Raw genomic sequence first — 26,532 nt, 5'->3', positions numbered from 1 at the left:
GCACCAAAACCACATCATGCATATCGATCTCAACAGCGACCTCGGCGAGAGCTTCGGCGCCTGGAGCATGGGCAACGATGCCGCCATGCTGGATATCGTCAGCAGCGCCAACGTGGCCTGCGGCTTTCATGCCGGCGATCCGGCGGGCATCCTGCAGACGCTGAAGGCCGCGGCGGAGCGCGGCGTCGCCGTGGGCGCGCACGTTTCGTATCCTGACCTGCAGGGCTTCGGCCGCCGCAACATGGACGTGGCCAGTGCCGACCTGGTCGCCGACGTGATCTACCAGATCAGCGCGCTGTCGGGTATGGCCGCCACCGTCGGCACCACCGTGCGCTATGTCAAGCCGCATGGCGCGCTCTACAACACCATCGCCAGCGACGAACGCCAGGCGCGCGACGTGATCGCCGCGATCCGCGCGGTGAACCCGGAACTGGCGCTGGTGGCGCTGGCGGGCTCGCCGCTGGTGGGCTGGGCGCGCGAGGCCGGCCTGCGCGTGATTGCCGAAGCGTTCGCCGACCGCGCCTACACGCCGCAGGGCACGCTGGTGTCCCGCCGCGAAAAGGGCGCGGTCCTGCACGATGCCGCCGACGTGGCGCAGCGCATGCTGCGCCTGGTGCGCGAAGGCACGGTTCAGGCCATCGACGGCAGCGCGGCGCGCGTGGAAGCGCAATCGATCTGCGTGCATGGCGACAGCGATGGCGCGCTCGAGATGGCGCGCGCCGTGCGCGCCGCGCTGGAGCGCGACGGCATCACGGTTCGCGCCTTTGCGTGAGTCGGCGGTTCTGAACACACTGGAGGAACACACATGCAAGCATCCGCACTGGAACGCGCCCACGCCGCGGTGAACGCCGCCCGCGAAGCGCGCGCGAGCTATCGCGCCGGCACCGTGCAGCCAACCGCCGGCATTGCGCCGGGCATGACGCAGGCCAACATGATCGCCTTGCCGCGCGACTGGGCCTGGGATTTCCTGCTGTACGCGCAGCGCAATCCCAAGGCCTGTCCCGTGCTCGACGTGATCGAGGCGGGCGCGCACCAGACCCTGCTGGCCGAAGGCGCGGACGTGCGCACCGACATCCCGCTGTACCGCGTCTGGCGCGACGGCAAGCTGGTGGAAGAGGTGGCCGATGCCACGCCGCTGTGGGCCGAGCATCCGGACCTGGTCACCTTCCTGATCGGCTGCAGCTTCACCTTCGAGACGCCGCTGCAGGAGGCCGGCATCGAGGTGCGCCATATCGTCGACGGCTCCAACGTGCCGATGTACCGCACCAGCCGCCAGTGCCGTCCCGCCGGCCGCCTGCATGGCGAGCTGGTGGTGTCGATGCGGCCCATCCCCGCGCATCGCGTTGCCGATGCCGTCTCCATCAGCGGGCGTTTCCCCTCGGTGCATGGCGCGCCGGTCCACGTGGGCGACCCGGCCGCGCTGGGCATCGCCGACATCGGCAAGCCTGACTTCGGCGACGCCGTGCGCATCGAGCCGGGCGAGATTCCCGTGTTCTGGGCCTGCGGCGTGACACCCCAGGCGGCAGTGATGGCGTCAGGCGTGCCGTTTGCCGTGACCCACGCGCCGGGCCATATGTTCATCACCGACGTGCCGGACAGCACGTACCACGTCTGAGACCGCCGGGTCTCTTGCGGAGCTAGTCTTGCGTTTCCTGCCCGTCACCTCGAATGCCCTGCTGGTAGAGCTGGCCGACCTCGGCCAGACGCTGGCCCTGCTGGCCTCGCTGCAGCGCGATCCGCTGCACGGCGTGGTCGAGCTGGTCCCCGCCGCGCGCACCATCCTCGTTCACTTCCGCCCGTCGGCCACCAGCGCCGCCGCGCTGGTGCGGGCCATCGCCGCGCGCGACCTGTCGCAGCGCGTCGGGCGCAGCGACACCCTGGTCGAGATCCCGGTGCGCTATGACGGCGAGGACCTGGCCGAAGTCGCGCAACTGCTGGGCATCACGCCCGGGGAAGTGGTGCGCCGCCACACCGGCAGCGAATACACCGTGGCCTTTACCGGGTTTGCCCCGGGCTTTGCCTACCTGAGCGGCGGCCATCCCAGCTTCGACGTGCCGCGCCGCAGTACGCCGCGCACGCGCATTCCCGCCGGCGCCGTCGGCCTGGCGGGCACCTTCAGCGGCGTGTATCCGCAGGCCAGCCCCGGCGGCTGGCAGATCATCGGCGTGACGCCGGTGGCGATGTGGGACCTGGATCGCGATCAGCCCGCGCTGCTGCAGCCCGGCTATCGCGTGCGCTTTGTCGATATCGCGAGGCTCAATTGCGTGGCGGATCCCACCGGCGCCATTGCCTCCGTCGCGCCGGTGTGCGCGGCATTGCCGGCCGACAAGGAGCCTGCTGCCGCGGCGCTGAAGGTGAAGGGCACCGGCCTGCAGACCGTGTTCCAGGACCTGGGCCGGCACGGCCAGGCGGGGCAGGGCGTGTCCGCCTCGGGCGCGATGGACCAGGCGGCGCTCAAGGCCGCCAACCGGCTGGTGGGCAACGGCAGCGATGCCGCGGCGCTCGAAACCATCGGCGGCGGCCTGCAGCTGCAGAGCGTCGGCGAGAGCGTGCTGGCAGTCACCGGCGCCGATGCGCCGCTGACGGTGCGCACCGCCGATGGCCGGCAGTGGGAGATCCCGAACCACCAGGCCGTGGCGCTCGCCGATGGCGACACGCTGGCCATTGGCCAGCCGCTGGCCGGCGCGCGCTGCTACGTCGCCGCGCGCGGCGGGTTTGCGGTCGCGCCGGTGCTGGGCAGCTGCGCCACCGACACGCTGGCCAGGGTCGGCCCCGCGCCGCTGGCCGTGGGCGATGTGATCGACCTGCGCCAGGCCCCGGCCGGTGCCATCGTGGGCGCACCCGAGATGCCCGCCGAGAACCTGCCCACGGTGGCGCAGGAGGTCGTGCTGGATGTGGTGCTCGGCCCCCGCACCGACTGGTTCACCCCTGAATCCGTAGCAGGGCTGGCCGCGCAGCGCTGGCAGGTCACGCCGCAATCCAACCGCGTGGGCCTGCGCCTGGCCGGCGAAGTGCCGCTGGAACGCGCCATTGCCGGCGAGCTGCCCAGCGAAGGCACCGCGCTCGGGGCGCTGCAGGTGCCGCCGAGCGGCCAGCCCGTATTGTTCCTGGCCGACCATCCGCTGACCGGCGGCTATCCCGTGATCGGCGCCGTGGCGCCATATCACCTCGACCGCGCCGGACAAATTCCGGTCGGTGCCTGGCTGCGCTTCAATCCCGTCGGCGCCTTCGAAGAACTGCAACCGTAATTGCCATGAAGAAAGTCCTGATTGCCAACCGTGGCGAGATCGCCGTTCGCATCATCCGCGCCTGCGCCGACTATGGCGTGGCCTCCGTCGCCGTCTATGCCAACGCCGATATCGACGCCATCCACGCACGCCTGGCCGACGAGGCCTATGGACTGGACGGCGACCGCCCGGCGGACACCTACCTGAATATCCCCAAGCTGCTCGAGATCGCGCGCCGCAGCGGTGCCGACGCCGTGCACCCGGGCTATGGCTTCCTGTCGGAAAGCGAAGCCTTTGCCCGCGCGGTGATCGATGCCGGCCTGACCTGGATCGGCCCGTCGCCGGAAACGATCGCCCGGCTGGGCGACAAGGTGGAGGCCCGCAAGATCGCGCTGCAGGTCGGCGCGCCGCTGGTGGCCGGCACGCCCGACCCGGTGACCGATGCCAACGAAGCGCTGGCCTTTGCCGAGCGCCATGGCCTGCCCATCATCATCAAGGCGGCGTTCGGCGGCGGGGGCCGCGGCATGAAGATCGCCTGGCGCATGGATGAAGTCGAGGAGCTGTACGCGTCGGCCGTGCGCGAGGCGGTCACCGCCTTTGGCCGTGGCGAATGCTTCGTCGAGCAGTTCCTGGACAAGCCGCGCCATATCGAAGCCCAGGTGCTGGCCGACCGGCATGGCAACGTGGTGGTGCTCGGCACGCGCGACTGCTCGCTGCAGCGGCGCAACCAGAAGCTGGTGGAAGAGGCCCCGGCGCCGTTCCTGAGCGACGAACAGCGCGCCCGCATCCACGCCGCCGCGCGCGACATCTGCGCCGCCGCGGGCTACACCAGCGCCGGCACCGTCGAATTCCTGCTCAGCACCGGCGGCGCGATCTCGTTCCTGGAGGTCAACACCCGCCTGCAGGTCGAGCACCCGGTGACCGAGCAGACCACCGGCGTCGACCTGGTGGTCGAGCAGCTGCGCGTGGCCGACGGCCTGCCGCTGTCGATCACCGAAACGCCGGCGCCGTTGGGCCATTCGATCGAATTCCGCATCAACGCCGAAGACGTCGGCCGCGGCTTCCTGCCCACGCCCGGCCCGGTGCAGTGCTTCGAGGCCCCGTCGGGCCCGGGTGTGCGCGTCGATTCGGGCGTGCAGACCGGTTCGGTGGTGCCCGGCACCTTCGACTCGCTGATGGCCAAGCTGATCGTGACCGGCGCCACGCGCGAGCAGGCGCTGGCGCGGGCGCGCCGCGCGCTGCGCGAGTTCCGGATCGAAGGCGTGGCCTCGGTGCTGCCGTTCCATCGCGCCGTGATCGATCATGCCGATTTCCTCGGCGCCGACGGCTTCAAGGTCCATACGCGCTGGATCGAGTCCGACTTCACCGAGCCGCTGGCCGCCGCCGTGCGCGCCGAGCCGCAGCCGGATGGCAGCCTGCTGCGCACCGCGATCGAGATCGACGGCCGCCGCATGGTGCTGGGCCTGCCGGCGCAGCTGCTGCGCGGCCTGGCCGACGCACCGGTGCAGGGCAGTGCTGTTGCTCCCGCGCCGGCTGCCACCACTAATGCCGCCGACCTCCCTTCGCCGATCGCCGGCACGGTACAGGCCTGGAAGGTCAACGTGGGCGACGAGGTCAAGGAAGGCGACCTGATCGCCGTGATGGAAGCGATGAAGATGGAGATGCAGGTTCACGCCCATCGCAGCGGCCGTGTCGCATGGCAGGCTGAAACGGGCGTGTTCCTGGCCGCTGGCACACGGCTGGCCAGCGTGGAGTGAGTGCAGCCGGGCGCCGGCTTATTCGTCGGCGCCGCCCATCTCGCGCAGGCCCTTGAATACAAAGGGTGCCAACAGCGCCGCGGCGGCCAGCGCCAGCAGCGCCGCCGAGCCGGGATGCGACACGAACACCAGCGGGTCGCCCAGGCTCATCTGCATTGCGCGGCGGAACTGGCTTTCGGCCATCGGCCCCAGGATCAGCCCGACGATCATCGGCGCGACCGGGTAGTCCAGGCGGCGCATGGCAAAGCCGACCAGCCCGAACACGACCAGCATGGCCAGCTCGACAATGGACGGGTTGGCCGCCAGCGTGCCCATCGCCGCGAACACCAGGATGCCGGCGTAGAGCCACGGTTGCGGCAGCTTGAGCAGGCGCACCCAGATGCCGATCAGCGGCAGGTTCAGCACCAGCAGCATCACGTTGCCGATAAACAGGCTGGCCACCAGCCCCCATACCAGGTCCGGCTTGTCGGCGAACAGCAGCGGTCCCGGCACCAGCCCGTATTGCTGGAAGCCGGCCAGCATCATCGCGGCGGTGGCGGAGGTGGGCAGGCCCAGCGTCAGCAGCGGCACCAGTGTGCCGCTGGCGGCGGCGTTGTTGGCTGCCTCCGGTCCCGCCACGCCTTCGATCGCGCCGCGCCCGAACTCGTTTTGATGGTCGGTCAGCTTGCGTTCGACGGTGTACGACAGCAGCGTCGGCACCTCGGCGCCGCCGGCCGGCAGCGCACCGATCGGGAAGCCGAGGGCGGTGCCGCGCAGCCAGGCCTTCCACGAACGCTTCCAGTCCATGGCGGTCATGCGCAGGCCGCCTTTGACGGCTTCGATGGTGTCGTGCACGCCCGTGAACTTCGCCGCGGAGAAGAACGTTTCCCCCATCGCGAACAGTCCCACTGCCAGCGTTGTGACCTGGATGCCGTCGAGCATCTCCGGCACGCCGAAGGTCAGCCGCGCTTGTCCGGTAAGCTTGTCGATGCCGATCAGCCCAAGGCCGATGCCCAGCGCCAGGCTGGTCAGCCCGCGCAGTGTCGAATCGCCGAAGGTGGCCGATACTGTGACAAAGGCCAGCACCATCAGCGCAAAGTAGTCCCACGGCCCGAACTGCACCGCCAGATCGACCAGCACGGGCGCCGTCAGCGCCAGGCCCACGGTGGCCAGCGTGCCGGCCACGAAGGAGCCGATCGCCGCGGTTGCCAGCGCCTGTCCGGCGCGGCCGGCGCGGGCCATGCGGTGGCCTTCGATCGCTGTGGCGATCGAGGCCGCTTCGCCCGGCGTATTGATCAGGATCGCCGTGGTCGAACTGCCGTACATGCCGCCGAAGTAGATGCCGGCGAACATGATCAAAGAGCCGGTCGGGTCGAGCTTGAACGTGACCGGCAGCAACAGCGCCACGGTCAGCGACGGGCTGATCCCCGGCAGGATCCCGACCAGCGTGCCGAGCAGCACGCCGATACCGGCAAAGAGCAGGTTGCCCGGCTGCGCCGCGACGGCGAGGCCCTGGGCCAGGTAGGTTAAAACATCCATGTGCAACTCCCTTCTTTGCCGGGCTTAACCGAATACCAGGCGTTCCAGCGGCCCGGCGGGCAGCGCCAGCGACAAGGCCTTGGCAAAGAACGCATAGACCAGCAGGTTCAGCACCACGCCGATCGCGGCTGACCGCATCACGCGGCGCTCGCCGAAGCCCAGCGCGGTGGCGATGGACAGCAGCGTGGCGCCGGCGATAAAGCCGCACTGCAGTTGCAGCACCGCCATCAGCGCCAGCAACCCCGCCAGCACGCAGCCGACCGCCTTCCAGTTCATCGGCTCGCGCGCCGGCGCCTCCGTCGTGCCCGTGCGCCGCGCCGCCGTAACCAGGTGCGCGGCGCCGAGCAGCCCGAGCAGCCCGGCCACGAACAGCATGCCGACGGCGGGGCCGATGCCTGCAGCCGGCGCCGGCGGCAACTGCCTGGCATCGGCGAACACCACCAGCGCCAGCAGCAACAGCCCGGCGCCGACAATGGCCTTGGGTTTATCGAAACGCGCGGCGGCACCGGCGCCACGTTGGGCTTGTGTGGTCATTGCTTTCATTTCGCCAGGCCGATCGATGCGAGGATGTCGCGCACGCGCGCCTGTTCAGACTTCAGGTAGGCACCGAATTTGTCGGCGGGCAGGTAGGCATCGTCCCAGCCGCGGGCCTTCAGGATCTTCTGCCATTCGGGCGACTTGACCGCCTTGTCGACCGCAGCGGCCAGCGCGGCGGCTTGTTGCGGCGACACGTTCGGCGGCGCAACGATGCCGCGCCAGTTCAGCAGCTCGACGTCCAGTCCTTGCTCCTTCAGCGTCGGCACGGCGATGCCGGGCATCCGCTGCGCCGACGAGATCGCCAGCGCGCGCAGCTTGCCGGTCTTGATCTGGCTCTCGAACTCGTTGTAGCCCGAGACGCCCGCGGTGACACGGCCGCCCAGCATTTCCGCCAGCGCCTCGCCGCCGCCGGAGAACGGCACGTAGTTCAGCCGCGCGGCATTGCCGCCCGCGGCCTTGACCACCAGCGCCGCCAGCATGTGGTCGGCGCCGCCGGCGGAACCGCCGGCCCATACCACCTTGCCGGCATCGGCCTTGATCGCGGCCGCCAGGTCCTGGATGCTCTTGTGCGGCGAGTTGGCCGGCACCACCACGACCAGCGCATCGGCGGTCAGGCGCGCGATCGGCGTGACCTTGTCGAGGCTGACCGGTGCCTTGTTGGTGACCACCGCGCCGAGCATGGTGATGCCCATGGTCATCAACTGGCTGCCATCACCCTTTGCGTTGTTGACGAACTGCGCCAGGCCCACGGTGCCGCCGGCGCCGGGGATGTTGTTGACCTGCACGCTTTTGGCCGCGCCGCTGGCGACCATGGCCTGCTGCAGCGAGCGCGACGCGCCGTCCCAGCCGCCGCCAGGCGCGGCGGGGGCGGTGATCTTCAGTTCAAGGGGCGCGGCCTGTGCGTGGGCGTGGTGCAGCGGCGCGGCGGCGCCGAGCAGGGCCAGCGTGGTGGTGGCGGCAAGCCGGTTCAGTTTGGCAAGCATGGTGTCTCCTGTTGTTAATGCTCTGGTGGCCTGCGATGCGGAGTGCAATGCGGGCGACGCAGGCGGGGGTATGCGTGGGATAAGCGTTGGGAACGCGTGGGGAATCGAAAGAAGTTCAGTCGGCAGCCTCGGCGGGCGCTACCGACGCCCCCGATATCTGGTGCCGTGCCAGCGCCTGCGCGACCAAGCCGCTCGCCTTCATCTCCTCAACAAAGGCATGCAAAGCCGCGGCGGCGGCGCTGCCGCGGCTTTGCGGCAGGCCCATGGCCTGGCGGATCACCATGAAGCGCTCGTCCAGCAGGCGCAGGCCGGGGTGCTTCGCCGCATCGGCTTCCAGTTGCTGGCGCACGCCGGCGGCCACTTCCAGCCCTTGCTCCAGGAAGGTCTGGACCACGGTCGGCGAAGTCGGCGCGTGCACGATCTGCGCCGCCTTCAGCTCGCGCGTCAGGAACAGGTCATAGGCGCTGCCCTTGCCGACCGCGACGCGGTTGCCGGCGACGTCGACCTCGGCGTTGGACCGGACCGGCGAGGCATCGCGTACCAGATGCCAGCCTTCGATCAGCACATACGGCGCGGTGAAGTGGATAGTCGCGGCACGCTTCGGATCGATGGCAAAGAAGCCGACGTCGGCCTCCTCGCTGGAAACCACTTCCACTGATTTGCCGGCGGCATCGACCACCACCAGTTGCAGCGGCAGGCCCAGGCGCTGTGCCAGCGCCTGGGCAAGGTCGACGGACACGCCGAAAGGCTGGCCATCCTCGCCGCGGTTGGCGAGGATCGGATTGCCGAGGTTGATCGAGGCACGCAGCACGCCGGTCGGGGCGAAGGCTGTAATCAGGTCGGGGTCAGGGCGCATGATGAAACCAGTGATTGGGGCAGGCCCGCCAAATGCAGGCCCGCGAGTTCGGGATAGCTCGCGACTGCGCATCGCGAGCGGTGAAACAGCACGCGTCAGCCGGCCGGCTGCGACAGCGTCTTGTGCAGGATCAGCGGGATGACGCCGCCACGCCGCAGCAGTTCGGCTTCGAGCTGCGTCTCGACCGCTGCCGTGGCGTCGATCACATCGACGCCACCGCCGGCGCGCACGATGCGGACGGGAATGCGGCAGCGCGGCGCGATGGCATGCGCAGGCGCCTCCACGTGGATCTTGTCGCCTGGCTTGATGCCGAGGGTATGCGGGCCGGTGCCACGCGGCAGCCGGATCGGGAGGATGCCCATGCCGATCAGATTGGAGCGGTGGATGCGCTCGAAGCTCGGCGCGATGACCGCGCGGATGCCCAGCAGCCGCTGGCCCTTGGCAGCCCAGTCGCGCGACGAGCCGGTGCCGTAGCGCTCGCCGGCGACCAGCACCACCGGATCGCCGGCGGCACGGTAGCGCTCGGCGACCTCGAAGATCGGCTGCACGTCGTTGCTGGGCACGTGCAGCGTGTGGCCCACCGGCGCGGCGGGATGCAGCAGGTTGGCCAGCGTCTTGTTGTAGAACGCGGCGCGCATCATCACTTCCCAGTTGCCGCGGCGCGAGGCGAACACGTTCAGGTCGTCGCGGTCTTCGCCGCGCGCGACGAGGAAGTCGGCAATGAAGCTGTCTTTCGGGATCGCGCTGGCCGGCGAGATATGGTCGGTGGTGATGTCGTCGCCCAGCACCAGCAGCGGCCAGGCCGTGTAGCTGCCTAGCTGGCTGCCTTCGTTGGCCGAGGCGAACGGCGGGCGGCGCAGCGCGGTCGAGGCCGGGTCCCACGGGTAGCGCGGCGTGTCTGGCGAAGGCAGGGCATGCCACAGCGGGTTGGCAGTGGCCATGCGGAAAGCCTCGCGGTAATCGGCGGGCGCGGTGCCGCGCGCCACCAGTGCGTCGATTTCCTCGCGCGTGGGCCACAAGTCTTTCAGGTAGACGGGGGTGCCATTGGCTGCGGTCTGCACCGGGTCGCGGCTCAGGTCGGCCTCGGCATTGCCGGCCAGCGCGAAGGCCACCACCAGCGGCGGCGACATGATGAAGCCCAGGCTCAGGTCCGGGTGGACGCGCCCCGGGAAATTCCGGTTGCCCGACAGGATCGCCACCGGCAGCGCGCTGCCATCGGCGATGGCGTCGGCGATCGGCTGCGTCAGCGGGCCCGAGTTGCCGATGCAGGTGGTGCAGCCGTAGCCGACGATATCGAAGCCGACCGCGGCGAGGTCATCGATCAGCCCCGCGCGCTCCAGGTAGCGCGCCGCCGCCGGCGATCCCGGTGCCATCGAAGTCTTGATCCACGCCGGCACCCGCAGGCCGAACGCACGCGCCTTGCGCGCGACCAGCGCGGCGGCTACCAGCAGCGCCGGATCGGTGGTATTGGTGCAGCTGGTGATCGCGGCCAGCGCCACCGGATGCCTGGGCATGACAGGATGCGCATGCGGCGGCGTGAAGCCGAACCCTTCCAGCGCGCGCGCCGTGTCCGCATAGCCGAGCAGGTCCTGCGGACGGCGCGGCCCGGCCACGTGCATGCCCACGGTATCGAGGTCCAGTTCCAGCACGGTGGTGTAGCGCGGCCGCGCGGCGCCGTCGAACCACAGGCCGACGCGGCGCGTGTACGCCTCGACCAGCGCGATCGCGGCCTCGTCGCGGCCGGTGCTGCGCAGGTATTGCAGCGTGTGGTCGTCGACCGGGAAGAAGCCGGTGGTGGCGCCATACTCGGGCGCCATGTTGGCGACCACGGCGCGGTCGCCGGCCGACAGCGCCGACACGCCCGGCCCGAAGAACTCCACGAATTCGCCGGAAACGCCCAGGTCGCGCAGCCGCCTGGTCACCGTCAGCGCCAGGTCGGTCGCCAGCACGCCGGGGCGCAGCGCGCCGGTCAGGCGCATGCCGATGACGTCGGGAATGCGCTGCATCACCGGCATGCCGAACATCACCGTCTGCGCCTCCAGCCCGCCCACGCCCCAGCCCAGCACGCCGATGCCGTTGACCATGGGCGTATGGCTGTCGGTGCCGATCATCATGTCCGGCACGGCCCACGCTTCGCCGCCGCGCTGTTCGCACGTGACCACGGTGGCGAGCTGCTCGAGGTTGATGGTGTGCATGATGCCGGTGCCCGGCGGATGGATGCGCACGCCATGCAGCGCCTTCGATGCCCAGCGCAGGAACCCGTAGCGCTCGGCATTGCGGCGCGTCTCGGTTGCCAGGTTGCGCGGCACGGCGTCGGGGCGGGCGTAGTACTCGACCGCCAGCGAGTGGTCCACCGACGAATCCACCGGCAGCACCGGATTGAGCAGGTCGGGGTCGCGGCCAGCCTCGGCCACGGCATCGCGCATCGCGGCCACGTCGACCAGCGCGGGCGTGCTGGTGGTGTCGTGCATCAGCACGCGGCCGGGCTGGTAGGCGATCTCGGCTTCGCTGGTGCCGTGCTCCAGCCAGGCCAGGATGCCGGCGACCGCGTCGTCGCGCTCGGCGCCTTCGGCATTGCGGATCACATTCTCCAGCAGCAGGCGGAGGACGACGGGCAGGCGCCAGAGCTTGTCGCCGGCGACGGCGGGCAGGTCGACGATGCGGTAAGTGGCGTTATCGACGTACAGCGCTGCCGTCGGGATGGGGTCAGTGTTTTCCATTCATGCATTTTTGCATGTATTCACGCAAAAATGCAATCAAGCGGAAACCCGAAGACCTGCCAGATGCAATCCCCGAACGTGGTCTGACCCTAACCAGCGCCGGCCCGCTGCACGCCCGGCCGCAGGTCCTCCACCACAAAGGCCGCCTGTGTGCCAATCGGGCTGTCCACGCGCGTCACGTCTTCCACGGCACGCAGCGTGGCGGCCCAGCGTGCAGGCGTGGCCTCAACCACGGTGTATCCGCGCTGGTCCGGCCGCGCATGCACGATATGCGGATTCCGGGCCACGATGTTTGCGGCACTCTGCACGCTGCTGCCCGAGGCCGAGGCGATGGAGGTCGTGCAGAACTCGCTGGCGATCACGCGAGATGACGGATTGCTGAAGTCCGCCAGCACATTGCAGGCGTAGTGCTGGTGGATATCGCCGCCGATGAACACGGTATTGCGCGGCGCCGCCGCGGCGATGCTGTCGAGCAGGCGCTGGCGCGCGGCGGGATAGCCGTCCCAGGTGTCGCTGTGGAAGGCTTCCGCCGGCGGCGCCTTGTAGTTGCGCCGCGAGAAGATGGTCTGCTGCGCAATTGCGCTCCAGCGCGTCTGGTCGCGCTGGTCCTGCGCCAGCCCCTGTGCCAGCCATTGTTCCTGCGCGCTGCCCAGCATGGTGCGGCGCGGGTCGTAGAGCGCGCTGCATTCGCCGGGGGACACAGCGCCCTTGCGTGGCTGCCCGGGTTCGCGGCAGGGCTGGGTATCGCGATACTGGCGGTCGTCCAGCACATGGAAATCAACAAGCCGGCCCCAGCGGTGGCGTGCCTGGATGTTCAGCGCATCCGGCATGCCAAGGCCCGCGGTGCCGTGCACCAGCGCACTCGCGCGGATCGGCATGTTCTCGTAGAACGCCTGGTAGCCGGCCGTGCGCCGGGCGAGAAACGCTGCCGCGGGCTCGCTCCCCGAGCGTCCCGCGTAGTCGTTCTGGACTTCGTGATCGTCCCAGGTGACCAGCCACGGGCATGCGGCATGCATGGCCTGCAGCAGCGGGTCGCTCTTGTACAGCGCGTAGCGGTCGCGGAAGTCCTGCAGGCTGGTCGCGGTGGGCAGGCTGTGCGCGCGTGGCAGGTTCGCGCGCGCGTTGGCCGGCACTGCGGCCTCGTAGATGTAGTCCCCCAGGAACACCATCAGATCCAGGTCTTCCTGCCGCATCTGCCGGTACGCGGCGTAGTGGCCTTGTTCCCAGCGCTGGCAGGAGGCAAAGGCAAAGCGCACGCGCGGGACCAGTGTGTCGGCCGCTGGCGCGGTGCGGGTGCGGGCAGGGGCGGTGGCCGCGTCGCCGTGCATGAACCGGTAGAAGTACCAGCGGTCGGGGCGCAGCCCATCGACTTCCACGTGGACGGAATGGCCCAGCTCGGGCAGGGCCTGCGCATGGCCGCGGCGGACGATGCGCCGGAATGCTTCATCTTCGGCGACTTCCCACTGTACGGTCAGCGGTTCTTGCAGCGGCGTGGTGCCATGGGCATCGGCCTGCGGCGTACCGGGGATGGCGCCGCCGAGCAGGCGCGTCCACAGTACGAATCCGTCCGGCGTCGGCGCGCCGCTGGCCACGCCCAGTGCGAACAGGTCGCGCTCGCGCAGCGTAGCGGAGATGGCCCAGCGGGGCAGTTGCGTGGCAAGGGCGGAGGCTGCTGCCAGCTTCAGGAAAGTTCTTCTGTGCATGCCGGTTCCCGGGATGTCGGAGGTTCGTTTCGCGCTGTCGATGCGCAGAACTATAGCGAAACGGGCTAACCGTTTCGGATACTCAGAAGTTCTCCTGGATGCACTCTGGCCGCGGGGGAGAGGGCGGCTGTTCAGTCAAGAGCTTCCCATGGGAAAGCCCCCGCCAACCAGCTGACCGTCCATCGCTTCCTGGATTCCTGTTTTCCGCTTTCCGTAAGGATCGGCCCGACCGCTTAATTGATGGCCGCGCCCCGTCGCCATATCGTTCAGCCAAACCAACAAGACGATACGGGCGCAGCTTCGGACCCGGTCGGTGCCGTTCCATGCGGCCACACAAACAAGGAGACAAGACATCATGGCCTATTCCTTCCATACGTTGCCGTAGCGGCAGATCCGAATCTCCGGCCGGCTCCCCGCGCTGCCGGATTCTCCTGACTTCCTTGCCAGGCGGTGTGCGCAGACGCGCGCAGCCGCGACGGAGCCGTTATGTCGTCACACATCATTTCCATCTCGGTGCTAGGGCTGATGTTCGTCATCGCCACGGTCCTGCCTATCAACATGGGCGCGCTTGCCTTTGTCGGTGCCTTCCTGGTCGGCACGCTGGTCGCGGCCATGCCGGCCAAAGCCATCCTTGCCGGCTTTCCTGCCGACCTGTTCCTGACCCTGGTCGGCATCACCTACCTGTTCGCGGTGGCGCAGAACAACGGCACCATCGACTGGCTGGTGCGGCTCGCGGTGCGCGCCGTGGGCGGCAGGATTGCCGCCATTCCGTGGATCATGTTCATGATCGCGGCGCTGCTGACATCGGTCGGCGCGGTCAGTCCGGCGGCGGTGGCCATCATCGCGCCGATTGCGCTGGGCTTTGCCGCGCGCTACGGCATCAACCCGCTGCTGATGGGCCTGATGGTCATCCACGGCGCGCAGGGTGGCGGCTTTTCGCCGATCAGCATCTATGGCGGCATCACCAACAAGATCGTGCAAAAGGCAGGGCTGCCGCTCAATGAGATGGCGACCGCATTTGCCAGCCTGGGCGTGAACCTGGCCGTGGCTGCTGGCCTCTTCGTTGCTCTGGGCGGGCTGCGCCTGATGCGGCAATCGGCGCCGGTGGCCGCGCCGCAACCGGTTGGCGGCTGCGTGTTGGCCATGGGTGCGCCGTTCGGCGCGCGCACCGTGCCGGCACAAGGGGCGCAGATCTACGGCGACGCGGAGGCCGAGGCCGGCATCGAAGAGCAAAAGACGATGGCGCGCGACCGCGCTTCGCTGCTCGGCGGCGAACCGGAAGGTGCCGCCGAGGCGCCGGCCGGCCTCTACCAGTACCTGACCGTGGCGGGCCTGGCCGCGCTGGCGGTGCTGACCCTCTATTTCAAGCTTGATATCGGCTTTGTCTCGCTGACCATCGCGCTGCTGCTCACGCTGATGGCGCCGGAACTGCAAAAGCGCGCGCTGGGCCAGGTGTCGTGGCCAGAGATCATGCTGATCGTCGGCGTCAGCACCTTCGTCGGGGTGATGGACAAGATGGGCACCATCGACTTTGTCGGCCACAGCGTGGCCAGCCTGACGTCGCCGCTGATGGCCGCGCTGCTGCTGTGCGTGGTCGGCGCGGTAGTGTCGGCGTTCGCCTCGTCGACCGCCGTGCTGGGTTCGCTGATCCCGCTGGCCGTGCCGTTCCTCCAGCAGGGATCGGATGTGAGCGCCATCGGCTTTATCGCCGCGATGGCGGTGTCCTCGACCATCGTCGACGTCAGCCCGTTCTCGACCAACGGCGCGCTGGTGCTCGCCAACGCGCAGGGCGTGGACCGGCAGGCCTTCTTCCGCACGCTGCTGATCTATGGCGCGCTGGTCACCGTGATTGCGCCAGTCGTGCTGTGGTTCGTCTTCGTCGTGCTGTGAGCTTCCTGTTGCCGCTTCCATGCCTCATGGGCCAATCCGGCTGGCGGTGCGCGCTGGCCGCCACGCGGCTAAGATAGGAGCTTGCCCCCAACCACAATCCCGACCCATGAGAATCCGCATCGGCGAAGAGATCACCTTCCGCAAACTCGAAGCACTGCTGGCATTCATGGAATCGGGCAACCTGGCCAAGGCGGCCGAGATCCTGGATACCAGCACGGTCAGCGTGCACCGCGCGCTGCATTCGCTGGAAGAGGGCACCAGTTGCGCGCTGTTCCGCCACGAGGGCCGCAACCTGATTCCGACCGACGCCGCCCATGTGCTGGCGGATACGGCAAGAGAAGTGCTCAAGGCCATGGCCGACGGTATCCGCGCCACGCGCGAGGCCGCCGGCTATTCGGCCGACCACCTCAAGATCGGGTCGCTCTATTCGCTGACGGTCCAGACGGTGCCCAAGATCGTGATCGGCCTGAAGCTGCGGCGCCCGGAACTGCAGACCGAGCTGGTGCTGGGATCGAATGCGGACCTGCTGCAGAAGCTCAAGCAGGGTTCGATCGACGCCGCGTTGATGGCCGTGCCCGAGCCGGATCCGGAGATCGAGTCCATACCGCTGTTCGAGGACGATATCTTCTTTGCGGCGCCGGCCGATTCGCCCTATGCGTCGATGCCCGCGGTGGACCTGCGTGCCTGCCGCGACGAGCCGTTCGTGAGCCTGAGCGAGGGTTTCGTCACCTACAGCGGATTTGTCGAGGCGTTCCGCATTGCCGAATTCACGCCCAATGTGGTGATGAAGGTCGGCGATATCTTTTCGCTGATGAACCTGGTGGGCGGCGGCATCGGCTACACGCTGCTGCCGGGCCGGGTGAAAGGCGTGTATTCGCGCAATGTGGCGTTCGTGCCGCTGGCCGGGGAATACGACATCAAGCAGACCATCGCCCTGAACTTCCTGCGCCGCCGCGAGCGCGATCCCAACTTGCTGGCGCTGGCCGCGGCGTGCCGCATGGCGATGCGCGACGGCTGACCAGTAAAGGGGATACGGGCGGCTCTTTGCCCACACCCTGATCACGCTTCCGGCCAGCGTAACGGTTCATTTTCCGGCGTGATTGTTTGCTGGACGCCGCCTGTTTAAGGTGGAGCCATCAGACAGACGCCAGCCGGAGACGCGATGACCAACACCAGCACGGGCCGCCAATGGAATACCCGCAGGGAAGCCAAGGCGCGCCGCAAGCAGAACGCCGCAGCCATTGCCGACGGCAAGGTGGTGCCGACCAGCGACATCGTCGCCTTCCTGGAGGCCGTGCTGGCGTCCGGCGACCGCGTGGTGCTGGAGGGCAACAACCAGAAGCAGGCTGACTTCCTGTCGCGTTCGCTGGCGCAGGTCGATCCGGCGCGCGTGAATGCGCTGCACATGATCATTCCCAGCGTCAGCCGGGTCGAGCACCTCGACCTGTTTGAACGCGGCATCGCGCACAAGCTGGATTTCTCGTACGCGGGGGCGCAGAGCATCCGCATCTCGCAGTTCCTGGAGGACGGGCAGCTCGAAGTGGGCGCGATCCATACCTATATCGAGCTGTATTCGCGGCTGTACGTGGACCTGGTGCCCAATGTGGTGCTGATCGCCGGCTACAAGGCCGATCGCCAGGGCAACCTCTATACCGGCCCGAGCACCGAGGATACGCCGGCGCTGGTCGAGGCCGCGGCATTCCGCGACGGGCTGGTGATCGCGCAGGTCAACGAGATCGTCGACGATCCCGCGGGCCTGCCGCGCGTCGACGTGCCGGGCTCCTGGATCGACTACGTGGTGCATGCGGACCAGCCATTCTTCTGCGAGCCGCTGTTCACGCGCGATCCGCGGCTGATCAAGCCGGTCCACGTGCTGATGGCGATGATGGCGATCCGCGGCATTTACGAGCGCCACCAGGTGCAGTCGCTCAACCATGGCATCGGCTTCAACACCGCGGCGATCGAGCTGATCCTGCCGACCTATGGCGAGTTGCTCGGGCTGAAAGGCAAGATCTGCAAGTACTGGACGCTCAACCCGCACCCGACGCTGATTCCGGCGATCGAGACCGGCTGGGTCGAAAGCGTGCACAGCTTCGGCAGCGAACTGGGCATGGAAGCCTACGTGGCCGCGCGGCCGGACGTCTTCTTCACCGGCGCGGACGGCTCGATGCGCTCGAACCGGGCCTTCTGCCAGCTTGCCGGCCAATACGCGGTGGACCTGTTCATCGGCTCGACGCTGCAGATCGACGGCGACGGCCATTCGTCCACGGTGACGCGCGGGCGTTTGTCGGGATTTGGCGGGGCGCCCAACATGGGCCACCAGCCGGGCGGGCGCCGCCACCCGACGCCGGCCTGGCTGGACCTGATCGAGACCGACGATCCGCTCGCACGCGGCCGCAAGCTGGTGGTGCAGATGGTCGAGACCTTCCAGGCGGGCGGCAAGCCGACCTTCGTCGAATCGATGGATGCGGTCGACGTGGCGCGCGAAAGCGGCATGCCGCTGGCGCCGGTGATGATCTACGGGGACGACGTCACGCACGTGCTGACCGAAGAAGGCATCGCCTACCTGTACAAGGCGCAATCGCTGGAGGAGCGGCGCCGGATGATTGCCGCCGTGGCCGGCGTCACGCCAATCGGCCTGAAGCACGATCCCGCCACCACGCGCCGGATGCGCAGCGATGGCCTGATCGCGTTGCCGGAGGACCTGGGCGTGCAACGCAGCCAGGCCACGCGCGGCCTGCTGGCGGCCAAGAGCATGGCCGACCTGGTCGACTGGTCAGGCGGGCTGTACGAGCCGCCGGCACGCTTCCGGAGCTGGTGATGGCAGCCGCCACTGCAAGGATCCTGCAAGCGCAGACCCCGTACGTTACGTACGCCCCGCACGTGCCTGCGCAGCGCCCGGCGGCCTCCGCCCATGCCGAGGCGCTGGCGGGACTCGCCGTCGGCGCCATTGCCGAAGAAGCGCGCCTCTCGCCCAAGCCTGGCCTGGTCGACAGCCGCGGCAGCGGTGCGCATGCCGACCTGACGCTGCCGCTGATGCTGCGCTCGGCGCACGCGCTGGGGCCATCGTTCGCGGCCATGGCAGAGGCCGGCCTGCAGGCGCCGCGCCTCGGCTATGGCCTGCGCGAACAACTGGGCGCGCTGGGCCGCGAGGCCGAGGCCGTGATGCTGGCGGCTACCGGCGGCGTCAACACACACCGGGGCGCGATCTGGTGCATCGGCCTGCTGGTCGGGGCCGCGGCGCACGCCAGCGCGGCAGGGCTGGCCGCCAGTGCCAGGACGATCAGCGCCACGGCTGGCGCCATCGCCTCGCTGGCGGACCGGCACCGGCCGGCGCTCACCGGCAACAAGGGCGAACTCGCCTGCCTGGCCTACGGTGTCGGCGGCGCGCGGGCACAAGCGCGGGCGGGCTTCCCGCACGTGACGCGGCTGGCGCTGCCGGCACTGCAGCGCAGCCGCGCGCGCGGCGATACCGAATCGACGGCACGACTGAACGCGCTGCTCGCGCTGATGAGCGAGCTGGACGATACCTGCGTGCTGGCCAGGTCGGGGCGGCCCGGGCTGGACTACATGCAGGCCGGCGCCAGGGCGGTGCTGTCGGCAGGCGGCGCGGGCACGGTGGCCGGGCGGCGCCACCTGCGCAGTCTCGACGCCGGCATGCTGGCCAGGCGGGCCTCGCCGGGCGGCGCGGCGGACCTGCTGGCCGCGACGATCTTCCTCGACCGGCTGGCACGGGACGGGACTGCCGATGTGACGGCCGCGGGCAATGACTTCAGGGGACTTTGATGGAACAACTGCGATTTGAATTCCCGGCGGGACAGCCGGCCACCGGACGCGTACTGGTCGGCGTGGTGGGGTCGGGCGACCTGGAGGTATTGGTCGAACCGGGCCAGGGCGGCAAGACCACGGTGGAAGTCACCACCTCGGTCAATGGCTACGGCCGCGTCTGGGATGCGCAGCTCGCGCGCGTCTTCGCCGCCGAGCCGCGCGCATCGATGCAAATCCGCATCCACGATTTCGGCGCGACGCCGGGCGTGGTGGGCATGCGTCTGGCGGAGGCGTTCGAGGCGCTGGGCGGGCCTCGGCAAGGAGAGGGCGCATGAACACGGCGGAACTGCTGGCGCGCAACAGCTTTATCGAACTCGGCGCACGCGAGCGCGCGCGTGCATTGCTCGATCCGGGCACTTTCCGCGAACTGGCGGGCCCGTTCGATGGCCTGCAGTCGCCGTGGCTGCCGCCGCAAGGCGTGGTGCCGCAGAGCGATGACGGCGTGGTGGTGGCCAAGGGGCGCATCGACCAGATGCCGGTCGTGGTGCTGGCCATCGAAGGCGCCTTCCAGGGCGGCAGCATGGGCGAGGTCGGCGGCGCCAAGATCGCTGGAGCGCTGGAGCTGGCGGCCGAAGACAACCGTCGCGGCGAGCCGACGCGTGCGGTGCTGCTGCTGGAAACCGGCGGGGTGCGCCTGCAGGAGGCCAATCTTGGCCTGGCCGCGATTGCCGAAATCCATGCCGCGATCGTCGACCTGCGGCGTTACCAGCCGGTAGTCGGCGTGATCGCGGGACAGGTGGGCTGCTTTGGTGGCATGTCGATCGCAGCCGGCCTGTGCAGCGCGCTGGTGATGACGCAGGAGGGCCGGCTCGGGCTGAACGGCCCGGCCGTGATCGAGCAGGAGGCGGGCATCGCCGAGTACGACTCGCGCGACCGGCCCTTTATCTGGAGCTTCACCGGCGGCACGCAGCGCGTCGGCACCGGTTTCGCGGATGCGTATGTCGACGACGACTGCGACGCGATGCGCGCGCAGGTTGCCGCGCTGTTGCGCGAGCCGGTCGCCATCAGCCATCGCAGCGAGCAAGTCGCGCAATACCTGGCCGCGCTGCAGGCGTACGACGCCAGCGCCCAACCGACGCCCGCGCAAGTGCAGGCGTTGTTTCAACTGGGGACCGACGCATGAACACACCACTTCATCCCGCTGCCGCGCGCACAGCCAGCCGCGGCGAACGCTGGTTGCAGGCGCTGGCGCCAACGGCGCCGCGCCAGCCGGGCTACCCGGACTCGGTACAGGTGGCCGACAGCGAGCTGGCCGGCACCGCGGTGCGCTGGATTGCGCTGGTACCCGATGCAGGCAGCCGCTTCCCGCGCGCGCGCAACGGCGAAGCCGGGCTGCTCGAAGGCTGGTCGCTGGCGCGCGCGGTGCGCGACGCGATCGAGGCGGATCGTACCGCGCCGGTCAAGCGCGCCATCGTGGCGATCGTCGATACGCCCAGCCAGGCGTACGGCCGTCGCGAGGAGGCACTAGGCATCCACCAGTCGCTGGCCGGTGCGGTGGCCGCGTATGCCGAGGCACGTCTCGCCGGGCATCCGGTGGTGGCGCTGATCGTCGGGCGCGCCATGTCGGGCGCCTTCCTTGCGCACGGCTACCAGGCCAATCGCATCATCGCGCTCAATGACCGGGGCGTGCTGGTGCATGCGATGGGCAAGGAGGCCGCCGCCCGCATCACCATGCGCTCGGTCGAGGACCTTGAAGCGCTGGCGTCGACGGTGCCGCCGATGGCCTATGACATCGAGAATTTCGCCACGCTGGGCATCCTGTGGCGGCTGCTCGAGGTCGAGTCGGCCAGTGCGCCGGTGGCGGCCGATGCGCACCTCGCGCGCGACACCATCCTCTCAGCGCTGGCCGACATCCGCCGCGACCCGACGCAGGGCCTGCAAGGCCGCCTCGGCGGCACCAACCGGCAAGCGTCGGCCGCGGTACGCGCGTGCCTGTCGCGGCAATGGCAAGCCTGAACACCGCCCCTCCCGCGCCGCACGACCTGGTCTGGCTGGACGACCCGGCCAGCGCCCTGGAGCGCGATGCGCTGCCAGCGTGGGTCTCGTTGCCGGCGCTGCACGACACGCCGGTGGTCGTGCGGCGCGACGGCCGCCGGCCGGGGGAGATCCCGGTCGGCTTGCGCGGCGGCACGCGCGCAGAGCGCTTCGGCACGTGGATCGCGCCGTCGGCGATCCGCAAGCTCGTCACGCCGATGGAGCTGGCCGCCCGGCGCGCCTGGCGCCTGCGCCCGGACCTGACGGCATTGCCTGTCATCCGCGCCCTCGAGGCCATCGCCGACCGGCTCGATGCCGCCGGCATCCAGTGGGGCGTGACCGGCAGCGCGGGTTTCTCGCTCGCCTGCGCACGCAACGTGCTGCATGCCGACAGCGACCTCGATCTGGTCGTGAAGGCCGACCGGCCACTGGCGGCCAGCCATCTACAGCTGCTTGGCGAACTGCAGCGCACCGCGCCGGCCCGTGCCGACATCCAGATCGCGACACCGTACGGCGGCTTTTCGCTGCTGGAACGCCTGCGCAGCGGGGGCAGGGTGCTGCTGAAGACGGACCACGGCCCGTACCCTTGCGACGACCCGTGGCAATCATCGCCATGCAAGTCCTGATCACGTTTCCCGGGCAGGGAACACAGCGCCCCGGCATGCTGAAGGACCTGCCAGCCGACCCGGCAGTGGCGGCGGTGCTGGCCGAAGCCGAGGAGGTCTTGCAAGTACCGGTGGCAGGGATGGATACAGCCGAACGCCTGCAATCCACGGTCTGGACGCAACTGTGCCTGCTGACGTCAGGCGTGGCGATGGCACGCTGCCTGGCCGCGCACGACGCCCGTGCCGACGCCGTGGCCGGGCTCTCCATCGGCGCGTATGCCGCTGCGGTGACCGCCGGCGTGCTCGCCTTTGCCGATGCCTTGCGCCTGGTGCGCCTGCGCGGGGAACTGATGGCGCAGGCCTATCCCGGCGGCTACGGCATGACCGCCATCCTGGGGCTCGACCGGAACCGGCTCGCACCGCTGGTGGCGCAGGTTTGCTCGGCGCAACGACCGGTATATCTGGCGAACTTCAACGCCCCAACGCAGATCGTGATCGCCGGCAGCGAGGCTGCGATGGCCGAGGTGTCGGCGCTGGCGCTGGCCGCCGGCGCGCAGGCCGCAAAGCCGGTTGCCATCCATGTGCCATCGCATTGCCCGCTGCTCGATGCCGCGGCGCATGCGCTCCAGGAAGCGATGCGCGGCGTGGCGCTGTCCGCGCCCTCGCTGCGCTATTTCAGCGCCAGCAAGGCGCGTGAGTTGCGAGACCCACGCAAGATCGCCGAGGACCTGGCGCTGAACATGGCCACGCCGGTGCGGTGGCATGAAACCATGCTGCTGGCTTATGCCAATGGCGCAAGGCTGGTGGTGGAAGCGCCACCGGGTGATGTGCTGACGCGCCTGGCACAGCCAATGTTCGCCGATGGCATGCCGTTGGCGTGCGACAGGACGCGGCTGGACTCGATCCTGGCGATGATGCGGCGCCGGCAGGCGTGCCGCTGAAGCAAGCCAGAACCTGGCAGCTTCGAAACATCCGCCTGCTGCAAGCGATGCGATTTTGCCCAAGGCACCGTTGAACCGGCTCCGCGCGTCTGCGTCCCGATGACGCCTGAAAAGATCGCGAAGCATGGCCATGTGTGCAGTGCCGGCCCCTCATGCGGCACCGAATTCCTCTTCGGAGCGCAAGATACGACACCTCATTCGCTGAACATAATTTATGTCGACAATAAAAAATGCCACTGCTATGATCGGCCGAACGATAGCCCGAGCCGGTACCAGAGAAGCCTGCGCCGAAGTGGATGGGTACGGCAGGCAGCACATCCCGCGCTTGGTGAATGACTACAAAACAGGGGACAACGATGTCATTACTCAGGAAGCGCCTTGCCTTCACGCTGTGCGCCGAGGCAATCATCGGCTTGTGCGCGGCGGGTCCGGTTCACGCGCAGGAGAACTGGCCTGCGCGACCGATTCAGATGATCGTGCCGTCGTCCCCCGGCTCGGGAACCGACGCGCTGGCGCGGGTCATGGCGCAGCGTCTTTCGGAGTCGCTGAAGCAGCCGGTGATCGTGGAGAACCGGCCAGGCGGCAGCGGGGTGATCGGTACCAATGTCGCGCTCAAGGCGGCACCTGACGGCTATACGATTCTCTACACCACGGCGTCTAACATGGTGGTTGCGCCGGCGGTCATCAAGTCCATTTCCCCCGAATCCAGAAAGGGCCTCGTGCCGATCGCGCAGACCGCCGTGGGCGGCGTATTGCTGCTGGTGAGCCCGGATGTGCCGGTGCACGACCTGCCTGGACTGATCGAATTCGTGAAGGCGCATCCGGACAAGTACAGCTACGGCAGCTGGGGGACCGGCTCGTCCGCGCACCTGACCATGGAGTGGCTGAAGAAGCGGACCGGCATGAAGACCGAACACGTTGCCTATCGGACGACCAGCCAACTGCTGACCGAGCTTTCATCGGGAGTGCTGAAGATCGGCTGGACCGATCCCAGCGTGGCGGTTCCGTTCCTGCGCTCCGGCAAGGTGCGGGGCATTGCGGTCGTGGGCAACGTGCGCTCGCCCCAGCTTGCCGACGTCAAGACGATGAGCGAGCAAGGCTACAAGTTCGGCACGGTGGGGTGGTTCGGCATGTTTGCGCCGGCAGGAACCAGTCCGGCGATCGTGAAGCGGCTGTCCGATGAGGTCAACAAGGTGCAGGGATCGCCGGAGATCGCGGCGCTGATGAAGAAGCTCAATTTCGAGCCGGCTCCGGTCAAGTCGTCTGCACAGTTGGGCGAAATCGTCCAGAGCGACCTGCGAGTCTGGACGAAGATCGCCAGCGACGCGGGCATCAGGCTCGAAGAGTAGGACGTCCCGCGTTCGCTCACTCTCGCTGTTTCCTGCCGGCGCCATCTGCTTGCCCAACGGGGCAATATGCGCGCCGGCTGCCTTTCCGTCATTTCCCTTCAGTTCCGGGTTAGCGCCAGCGCCGGGTTCCCCCTGCGTTGTGCGCTCACGTGCCCGTCGCTCAGGTCCAAGTCAGGACCACCGCCCGCGTTCGTCTTTGAATCCGTTGCCGCGCCAATGGGGCCATGGCGCATGGCCAATGGAGGGCTGCAACCGTCGAAGATCGGGTGCGCCAGCGCCTGCCGGCATCTGTCACAAACGGGCAAGTTCGAGGCATGCAGGGTAAAGCGGGAAGTGGCGCCACCGCAGAAGATGCAAGCGTCGCGAGGACACCCTGACATCAACCGGATAAAGGAGACACAAATGCATTTCCTGGACGACTCTCTTCTGCCTGAAAACCAGCAGCCCCTGGTCATTCAAGCCGCGCCGTACGGACCGCAATGGCTGCCCGGCGACTCGGACGATGTGCCGGTGACGATGGCCGCGCAAGTGCAAAAGGCCGTGGATTGCTACAACGCCGGTGCCACTGTCCTGCATGTGCATGTGCGCGAGGCCGACGGCAAAGGCTCCAAGCGCCTGTCCATGTTCAACGAGATGCTGGACCGCCTGCGTTCCGCCGTGCCTGACATGGTGCTGCAAGTCGGTGGTTCGATCTCGTTTGCGCCGGAGAACGAGGGCGACACCGCCCGCTGGTTGAATGACGACACCCGCCATGGACTGGCCGAGCTGAATCCCCGCCCGGACCAGGTGACGATCGCGATCAATACCAGCCAGATGAACACGGCGGAACTGAAGGTGCATACGGACGTGATAGGCACCTCGTGGGAAGACCTGGAGAACAGCGCGTACCGCGAGATGACCATTCCCGCCGGCCCCGCCTTCGTGGACGAGCATATCCGTCGCCTGGTTGCCAACGGCATCCAGCCCCACTTCCAGATCGGCCACCTGGCACAACTCGAGACACTGGGCCGCATGATCCGCCGAGGCAAGTACATGGGGCCGCTGGTGCTGAACTGGGTAGCGATCGGCGGGGGCATGGACGGCCCCAATCCCCGCGCCATGATGGAGTTCATCAACCACACGCCCGATGGCGCCGTGCTGACCATTGAAGGTACCAACCGCCCGACCTGGCCCTTGACCACCATGGGCATTTGCCTGGGCATGCACGTGCGCTGCGGGATCGAGGACACGCTGCAGGACGACCTTGGCCAGCGCATCTCCTCGGTCAGGCAGATCGAGAAGCTGGTGCGCATTTCCCGCGAACTGAATCGCGAGATTGCCACCGGCAAGGAGGCCAAACGCATTTACCAGATCGGCGTGCAGTACGACAGCATCGAGGAAACGCTGGCCAAGAACGGCTACCCGCCGCTGCGCAAGCCCGGGCAGCGCGGCTTCCTGCAGTATGACGGCGCCTATTACCCCGGCGAAAGCCAGCTTGCCGCGGAAGAACAACACAAGGCCGATACCCAGCGGCGCTTGAATGCCCTCGCCAGGCGCGACTGGAGCGGGGCGGCGATCTGAGCCAATCCCTGCCCAGCAGCGGCCACAGGCGGCATGCTCAAGCCACCTGTGGCAAACCACTCTGCAACCTGATCCACATCCCAAACCAGAACAGGAGACAACATGGCGAAAGTCGTCAGATTCTACGAAACAGGCGGGCCCGAAGTCCTTCGCTTCGAGGACACCAGCGTTGGGGAACCGGGACCGGGAGAAGTCCGCGTGCGCCACGTCGCCGTGGGGCTGAACTTTGCCGACACCTATTTCCGCGGCGGCACTTACGAGGTGCCGCTGCCCAGCGGGGTCGGCAATGAGGCAGCGGGCGTCGTCGAGGCGGTTGGTGCTGGCGTGACCCATCTGGCGGTCGGCGATCGTGTTACCTACACGGGCTTTATCAACACGCTGGGCGCCTACAGCACCGAGCGGCTGATTTCCGCCGCGCTGTTGATCAAGCTGCCGGAATCAATCAGCTGCGAAGCCGCGGCGGCCATGACCATGCGGGGCCTTTCCGCCGCCTATCTGGTGCGCCGGATCTATCCCTTCAAGGCGGGCGACACAGTGCTGTTGCATGCCGCGGCAGGTGGCGTCGGCCTGATCGTTTCCCAATGGGCGAAGTTGCTGGGGCTGAACGTGATCGGCACGGTTTCGACCGATGCCAAGGCCGAAGTGGCGCGCGCCCATGGCTGCGACCACACGATCAACTACAGCCACGAGGATGTCGCCAGACGCGTGCGGGAACTGACGGACGGCGTCGGGGTGTCGGTGGTCTTCGACAGCGTAGGCAAGGCCACGTTCATGTCCTCGCTGGACTCCCTCAAGCGCCGTGGCCTGCTGGTCTGCGTCGGTACCGCTTCCGGCAAGATTCCGCCGTTCGATCCGCAGATCCTGGCCCGCAAGGGTTCGCTGTACCTGACTCGCCCGGGCCTCGCGGACTACATCGCCGATCCAGCCGAAAAGGCGGAACTGGTGGACGAATTGTTCGGGCACGTTGCGGCGGGCCGCATCCGCATCGAGATCAACCAGCGGTATGCCCTGGAGGACGCGGTGCAGGCACATCGGGACCTGGAGGCGCGCAAGACCACCGGCTCATCCATTTTCGTGATCTGAG

Annotated in this window: 22 protein-coding genes; 16 read left to right on the top strand and 6 right to left on the bottom strand. The window is 68.4% G+C overall.

Annotated elements, in window-relative coordinates; genetic code table 11:
* Positions 1-16: 16 nt before the first annotated feature.
* Genes ACIP1U_RS24310 through ACIP1U_RS24295 form a run of 4 tightly spaced genes read left to right on the top strand, consistent with a single transcriptional unit; the run spans position 17 to position 4,984 of the window.
* Positions 17-772, top strand: coding sequence for a LamB/YcsF family protein (locus ACIP1U_RS24310; RefSeq protein WP_400320432.1), 756 nt, complete (start codon positions 17-19; stop codon positions 770-772).
* 33 nt (positions 773-805) lie between these two features.
* Complete coding sequence (locus tag ACIP1U_RS24305) at positions 806-1,615, top strand: putative hydro-lyase (protein ID WP_400320430.1); 810 nt, start codon at positions 806-808, stop codon at positions 1,613-1,615.
* Between the two features lie 28 nt (positions 1,616-1,643).
* Positions 1,644-3,248 carry a 5-oxoprolinase subunit PxpB gene (pxpB, locus tag ACIP1U_RS24300; RefSeq protein ID WP_400320428.1) on the top strand — a complete coding sequence of 535 codons (1,605 nt, stop codon included), beginning with the start codon at positions 1,644-1,646 and terminating at the stop codon, positions 3,246-3,248.
* A gap of 5 nt (positions 3,249-3,253) precedes the next feature.
* Entirely contained in the window at positions 3,254-4,984 is a 1,731-nt protein-coding gene (locus ACIP1U_RS24295) for an acetyl/propionyl/methylcrotonyl-CoA carboxylase subunit alpha (protein ID WP_400320426.1), read from the top strand.
* A gap of 18 nt (positions 4,985-5,002) precedes the next feature.
* On the opposite strand, the gene ACIP1U_RS24290 is transcribed toward ACIP1U_RS24295, so the two are convergent.
* The 6 genes from ACIP1U_RS24290 to ACIP1U_RS24265 all read right to left on the bottom strand — a co-directional run bounded on the left by ACIP1U_RS24290 (position 5,003) and on the right by ACIP1U_RS24265 (position 13,301).
* On the bottom strand, positions 5,003-6,502 hold the full coding sequence (locus ACIP1U_RS24290) for a tripartite tricarboxylate transporter permease (protein WP_400320424.1): 1,500 nt from the start codon (positions 6,500-6,502) through the stop codon (positions 5,003-5,005).
* Between the two features lie 24 nt (positions 6,503-6,526).
* Positions 6,527-7,036, bottom strand: coding sequence for a tripartite tricarboxylate transporter TctB family protein (locus ACIP1U_RS24285; RefSeq protein WP_400320422.1), 510 nt, complete (start codon positions 7,034-7,036; stop codon positions 6,527-6,529).
* Positions 7,037-7,041: 5 nt separating this feature from the next.
* Complete coding sequence (locus ACIP1U_RS24280) at positions 7,042-8,022, bottom strand: Bug family tripartite tricarboxylate transporter substrate binding protein (protein WP_400320421.1); 981 nt, start codon at positions 8,020-8,022, stop codon at positions 7,042-7,044.
* A gap of 115 nt (positions 8,023-8,137) precedes the next feature.
* Positions 8,138-8,878, bottom strand: a complete 741-nt coding sequence (locus ACIP1U_RS24275) for an ABC transporter substrate-binding protein (protein WP_400320419.1) — start codon at positions 8,876-8,878, stop codon at positions 8,138-8,140.
* 95 nt (positions 8,879-8,973) lie between these two features.
* Positions 8,974-11,598: an aconitate hydratase AcnA gene (acnA, locus tag ACIP1U_RS24270; RefSeq protein ID WP_400320417.1), complete on the bottom strand. Its 2,625-nt coding sequence runs from the start codon at positions 11,596-11,598 to the stop codon at positions 8,974-8,976.
* An 89-nt stretch (positions 11,599-11,687) separates the two neighbouring features.
* Positions 11,688-13,301: an alkaline phosphatase D family protein gene (locus ACIP1U_RS24265; RefSeq protein ID WP_400320414.1), complete on the bottom strand. Its 1,614-nt coding sequence runs from the start codon at positions 13,299-13,301 to the stop codon at positions 11,688-11,690.
* Positions 13,302-13,787: 486 nt separating this feature from the next.
* On the opposite strand from ACIP1U_RS24265, the gene ACIP1U_RS24260 reads away from it, so the two are divergent.
* The 12 genes from ACIP1U_RS24260 to ACIP1U_RS24205 all read left to right on the top strand — a co-directional run bounded on the left by ACIP1U_RS24260 (position 13,788) and on the right by ACIP1U_RS24205 (position 26,531).
* Positions 13,788-15,191, top strand: coding sequence for an SLC13 family permease (locus ACIP1U_RS24260; RefSeq protein WP_400320412.1), 1,404 nt, complete (start codon positions 13,788-13,790; stop codon positions 15,189-15,191).
* Between the two features lie 106 nt (positions 15,192-15,297).
* On the top strand, positions 15,298-16,209 hold the full coding sequence (locus ACIP1U_RS24255; RefSeq protein WP_400320408.1) for a LysR substrate-binding domain-containing protein: 912 nt from the start codon (positions 15,298-15,300) through the stop codon (positions 16,207-16,209).
* 144 nt (positions 16,210-16,353) lie between these two features.
* Positions 16,354-18,012 carry a malonate decarboxylase subunit alpha gene (mdcA, locus tag ACIP1U_RS24250; protein WP_400320405.1) on the top strand — a complete coding sequence of 553 codons (1,659 nt, stop codon included), beginning with the start codon at positions 16,354-16,356 and terminating at the stop codon, positions 18,010-18,012.
* Complete coding sequence (locus tag ACIP1U_RS24245; protein WP_400320403.1) at positions 18,012-18,977, top strand: triphosphoribosyl-dephospho-CoA synthase; 966 nt, start codon at positions 18,012-18,014, stop codon at positions 18,975-18,977. Before mdcA ends, ACIP1U_RS24245 begins: the two co-directional genes overlap by 1 nt.
* Positions 18,977-19,294: a malonate decarboxylase subunit delta gene (locus ACIP1U_RS24240; protein ID WP_400320401.1), complete on the top strand. Its 318-nt coding sequence runs from the start codon at positions 18,977-18,979 to the stop codon at positions 19,292-19,294. The genes ACIP1U_RS24245 and ACIP1U_RS24240 overlap by 1 nt, the downstream gene beginning before the upstream one ends.
* Positions 19,291-20,142, top strand: coding sequence for a biotin-independent malonate decarboxylase subunit beta (locus ACIP1U_RS24235; protein ID WP_400320398.1), 852 nt, complete (start codon positions 19,291-19,293; stop codon positions 20,140-20,142). Before ACIP1U_RS24240 ends, ACIP1U_RS24235 begins: the two co-directional genes overlap by 4 nt.
* A complete protein-coding gene (gene mdcE / locus ACIP1U_RS24230; RefSeq protein ID WP_400320396.1) occupies positions 20,139-20,975 on the top strand; it encodes a biotin-independent malonate decarboxylase subunit gamma in 837 nt (278 codons plus the stop codon). Before ACIP1U_RS24235 ends, mdcE begins: the two co-directional genes overlap by 4 nt.
* On the top strand, positions 20,963-21,619 hold the full coding sequence (locus ACIP1U_RS24225; RefSeq protein ID WP_400320393.1) for a malonate decarboxylase holo-ACP synthase: 657 nt from the start codon (positions 20,963-20,965) through the stop codon (positions 21,617-21,619). The genes mdcE and ACIP1U_RS24225 overlap by 13 nt, the downstream gene beginning before the upstream one ends.
* A complete protein-coding gene (gene mdcH / locus ACIP1U_RS24220; RefSeq protein WP_400320390.1) occupies positions 21,607-22,539 on the top strand; it encodes a malonate decarboxylase subunit epsilon in 933 nt (310 codons plus the stop codon). Before ACIP1U_RS24225 ends, mdcH begins: the two co-directional genes overlap by 13 nt.
* Positions 22,540-22,895: 356 nt before the next feature.
* Positions 22,896-23,888, top strand: coding sequence for a Bug family tripartite tricarboxylate transporter substrate binding protein (locus ACIP1U_RS24215; RefSeq protein WP_400320388.1), 993 nt, complete (start codon positions 22,896-22,898; stop codon positions 23,886-23,888).
* Positions 23,889-24,290: 402 nt separating this feature from the next.
* Positions 24,291-25,448 (top strand): 3-keto-5-aminohexanoate cleavage protein, encoded by a 1,158-nt coding sequence (locus ACIP1U_RS24210; RefSeq protein ID WP_400320386.1) that lies wholly within the window; start codon positions 24,291-24,293, stop codon positions 25,446-25,448.
* Positions 25,449-25,550: 102 nt separating this feature from the next.
* Positions 25,551-26,531, top strand: a complete 981-nt coding sequence (locus ACIP1U_RS24205; protein ID WP_400320383.1) for a quinone oxidoreductase family protein — start codon at positions 25,551-25,553, stop codon at positions 26,529-26,531.
* Position 26,532: the final 1 nt, after the last annotated feature.

It is taken from the genome of Cupriavidus sp. NPDC089707 (assembly GCF_044748965.1).
In the GTDB taxonomy this organism is placed as follows: Bacteria; Pseudomonadota; Gammaproteobacteria; order Burkholderiales; family Burkholderiaceae; genus Cupriavidus.
This window is presented reverse-complemented; position numbering and strand designations above follow the sequence as displayed.

Excerpts from the sequence above, each read along its gene's own strand:
- ACIP1U_RS24280 (WP_400320421.1), bottom strand. The coding sequence starts at position 8,022 with ATGCTTGCCAAACTGAACCGGCTTGCCGCCACCACCACGCTGGCCCTG.
- mdcE (WP_400320396.1), top strand. The coding sequence starts at position 20,139 with ATGAACACACCACTTCATCCCGCTGCCGCGCGCACAGCCAGCCGCGGC.
- ACIP1U_RS24305 (WP_400320430.1), top strand. The coding sequence starts at position 806 with ATGCAAGCATCCGCACTGGAACGCGCCCACGCCGCGGTGAACGCCGCC.
- ACIP1U_RS24205 (WP_400320383.1), top strand. The coding sequence starts at position 25,551 with ATGGCGAAAGTCGTCAGATTCTACGAAACAGGCGGGCCCGAAGTCCTT.
- mdcA (WP_400320405.1), top strand. The coding sequence starts at position 16,354 with ATGACCAACACCAGCACGGGCCGCCAATGGAATACCCGCAGGGAAGCC.
- ACIP1U_RS24260 (WP_400320412.1), top strand. The coding sequence starts at position 13,788 with ATGTCGTCACACATCATTTCCATCTCGGTGCTAGGGCTGATGTTCGTC.
- ACIP1U_RS24245 (WP_400320403.1), top strand. The coding sequence starts at position 18,012 with ATGGCAGCCGCCACTGCAAGGATCCTGCAAGCGCAGACCCCGTACGTT.
- mdcH (WP_400320390.1), top strand. The coding sequence starts at position 21,607 with ATGCAAGTCCTGATCACGTTTCCCGGGCAGGGAACACAGCGCCCCGGC.
- acnA (WP_400320417.1), bottom strand. The coding sequence starts at position 11,598 with ATGGAAAACACTGACCCCATCCCGACGGCAGCGCTGTACGTCGATAAC.
- ACIP1U_RS24285 (WP_400320422.1), bottom strand. The coding sequence starts at position 7,036 with ATGACCACACAAGCCCAACGTGGCGCCGGTGCCGCCGCGCGTTTCGAT.
- ACIP1U_RS24265 (WP_400320414.1), bottom strand. The coding sequence starts at position 13,301 with ATGCACAGAAGAACTTTCCTGAAGCTGGCAGCAGCCTCCGCCCTTGCC.
- ACIP1U_RS24310 (WP_400320432.1), top strand. The coding sequence starts at position 17 with ATGCATATCGATCTCAACAGCGACCTCGGCGAGAGCTTCGGCGCCTGG.
- ACIP1U_RS24275 (WP_400320419.1), bottom strand. The coding sequence starts at position 8,878 with ATGCGCCCTGACCCCGACCTGATTACAGCCTTCGCCCCGACCGGCGTG.
- ACIP1U_RS24295 (WP_400320426.1), top strand. The coding sequence starts at position 3,254 with ATGAAGAAAGTCCTGATTGCCAACCGTGGCGAGATCGCCGTTCGCATC.
- ACIP1U_RS24215 (WP_400320388.1), top strand. The coding sequence starts at position 22,896 with ATGTCATTACTCAGGAAGCGCCTTGCCTTCACGCTGTGCGCCGAGGCA.
- ACIP1U_RS24225 (WP_400320393.1), top strand. The coding sequence starts at position 20,963 with ATGGCAAGCCTGAACACCGCCCCTCCCGCGCCGCACGACCTGGTCTGG.
- ACIP1U_RS24290 (WP_400320424.1), bottom strand. The coding sequence starts at position 6,502 with ATGGATGTTTTAACCTACCTGGCCCAGGGCCTCGCCGTCGCGGCGCAG.
- ACIP1U_RS24240 (WP_400320401.1), top strand. The coding sequence starts at position 18,977 with ATGGAACAACTGCGATTTGAATTCCCGGCGGGACAGCCGGCCACCGGA.
- ACIP1U_RS24235 (WP_400320398.1), top strand. The coding sequence starts at position 19,291 with ATGAACACGGCGGAACTGCTGGCGCGCAACAGCTTTATCGAACTCGGC.
- ACIP1U_RS24210 (WP_400320386.1), top strand. The coding sequence starts at position 24,291 with ATGCATTTCCTGGACGACTCTCTTCTGCCTGAAAACCAGCAGCCCCTG.
- ACIP1U_RS24255 (WP_400320408.1), top strand. The coding sequence starts at position 15,298 with ATGAGAATCCGCATCGGCGAAGAGATCACCTTCCGCAAACTCGAAGCA.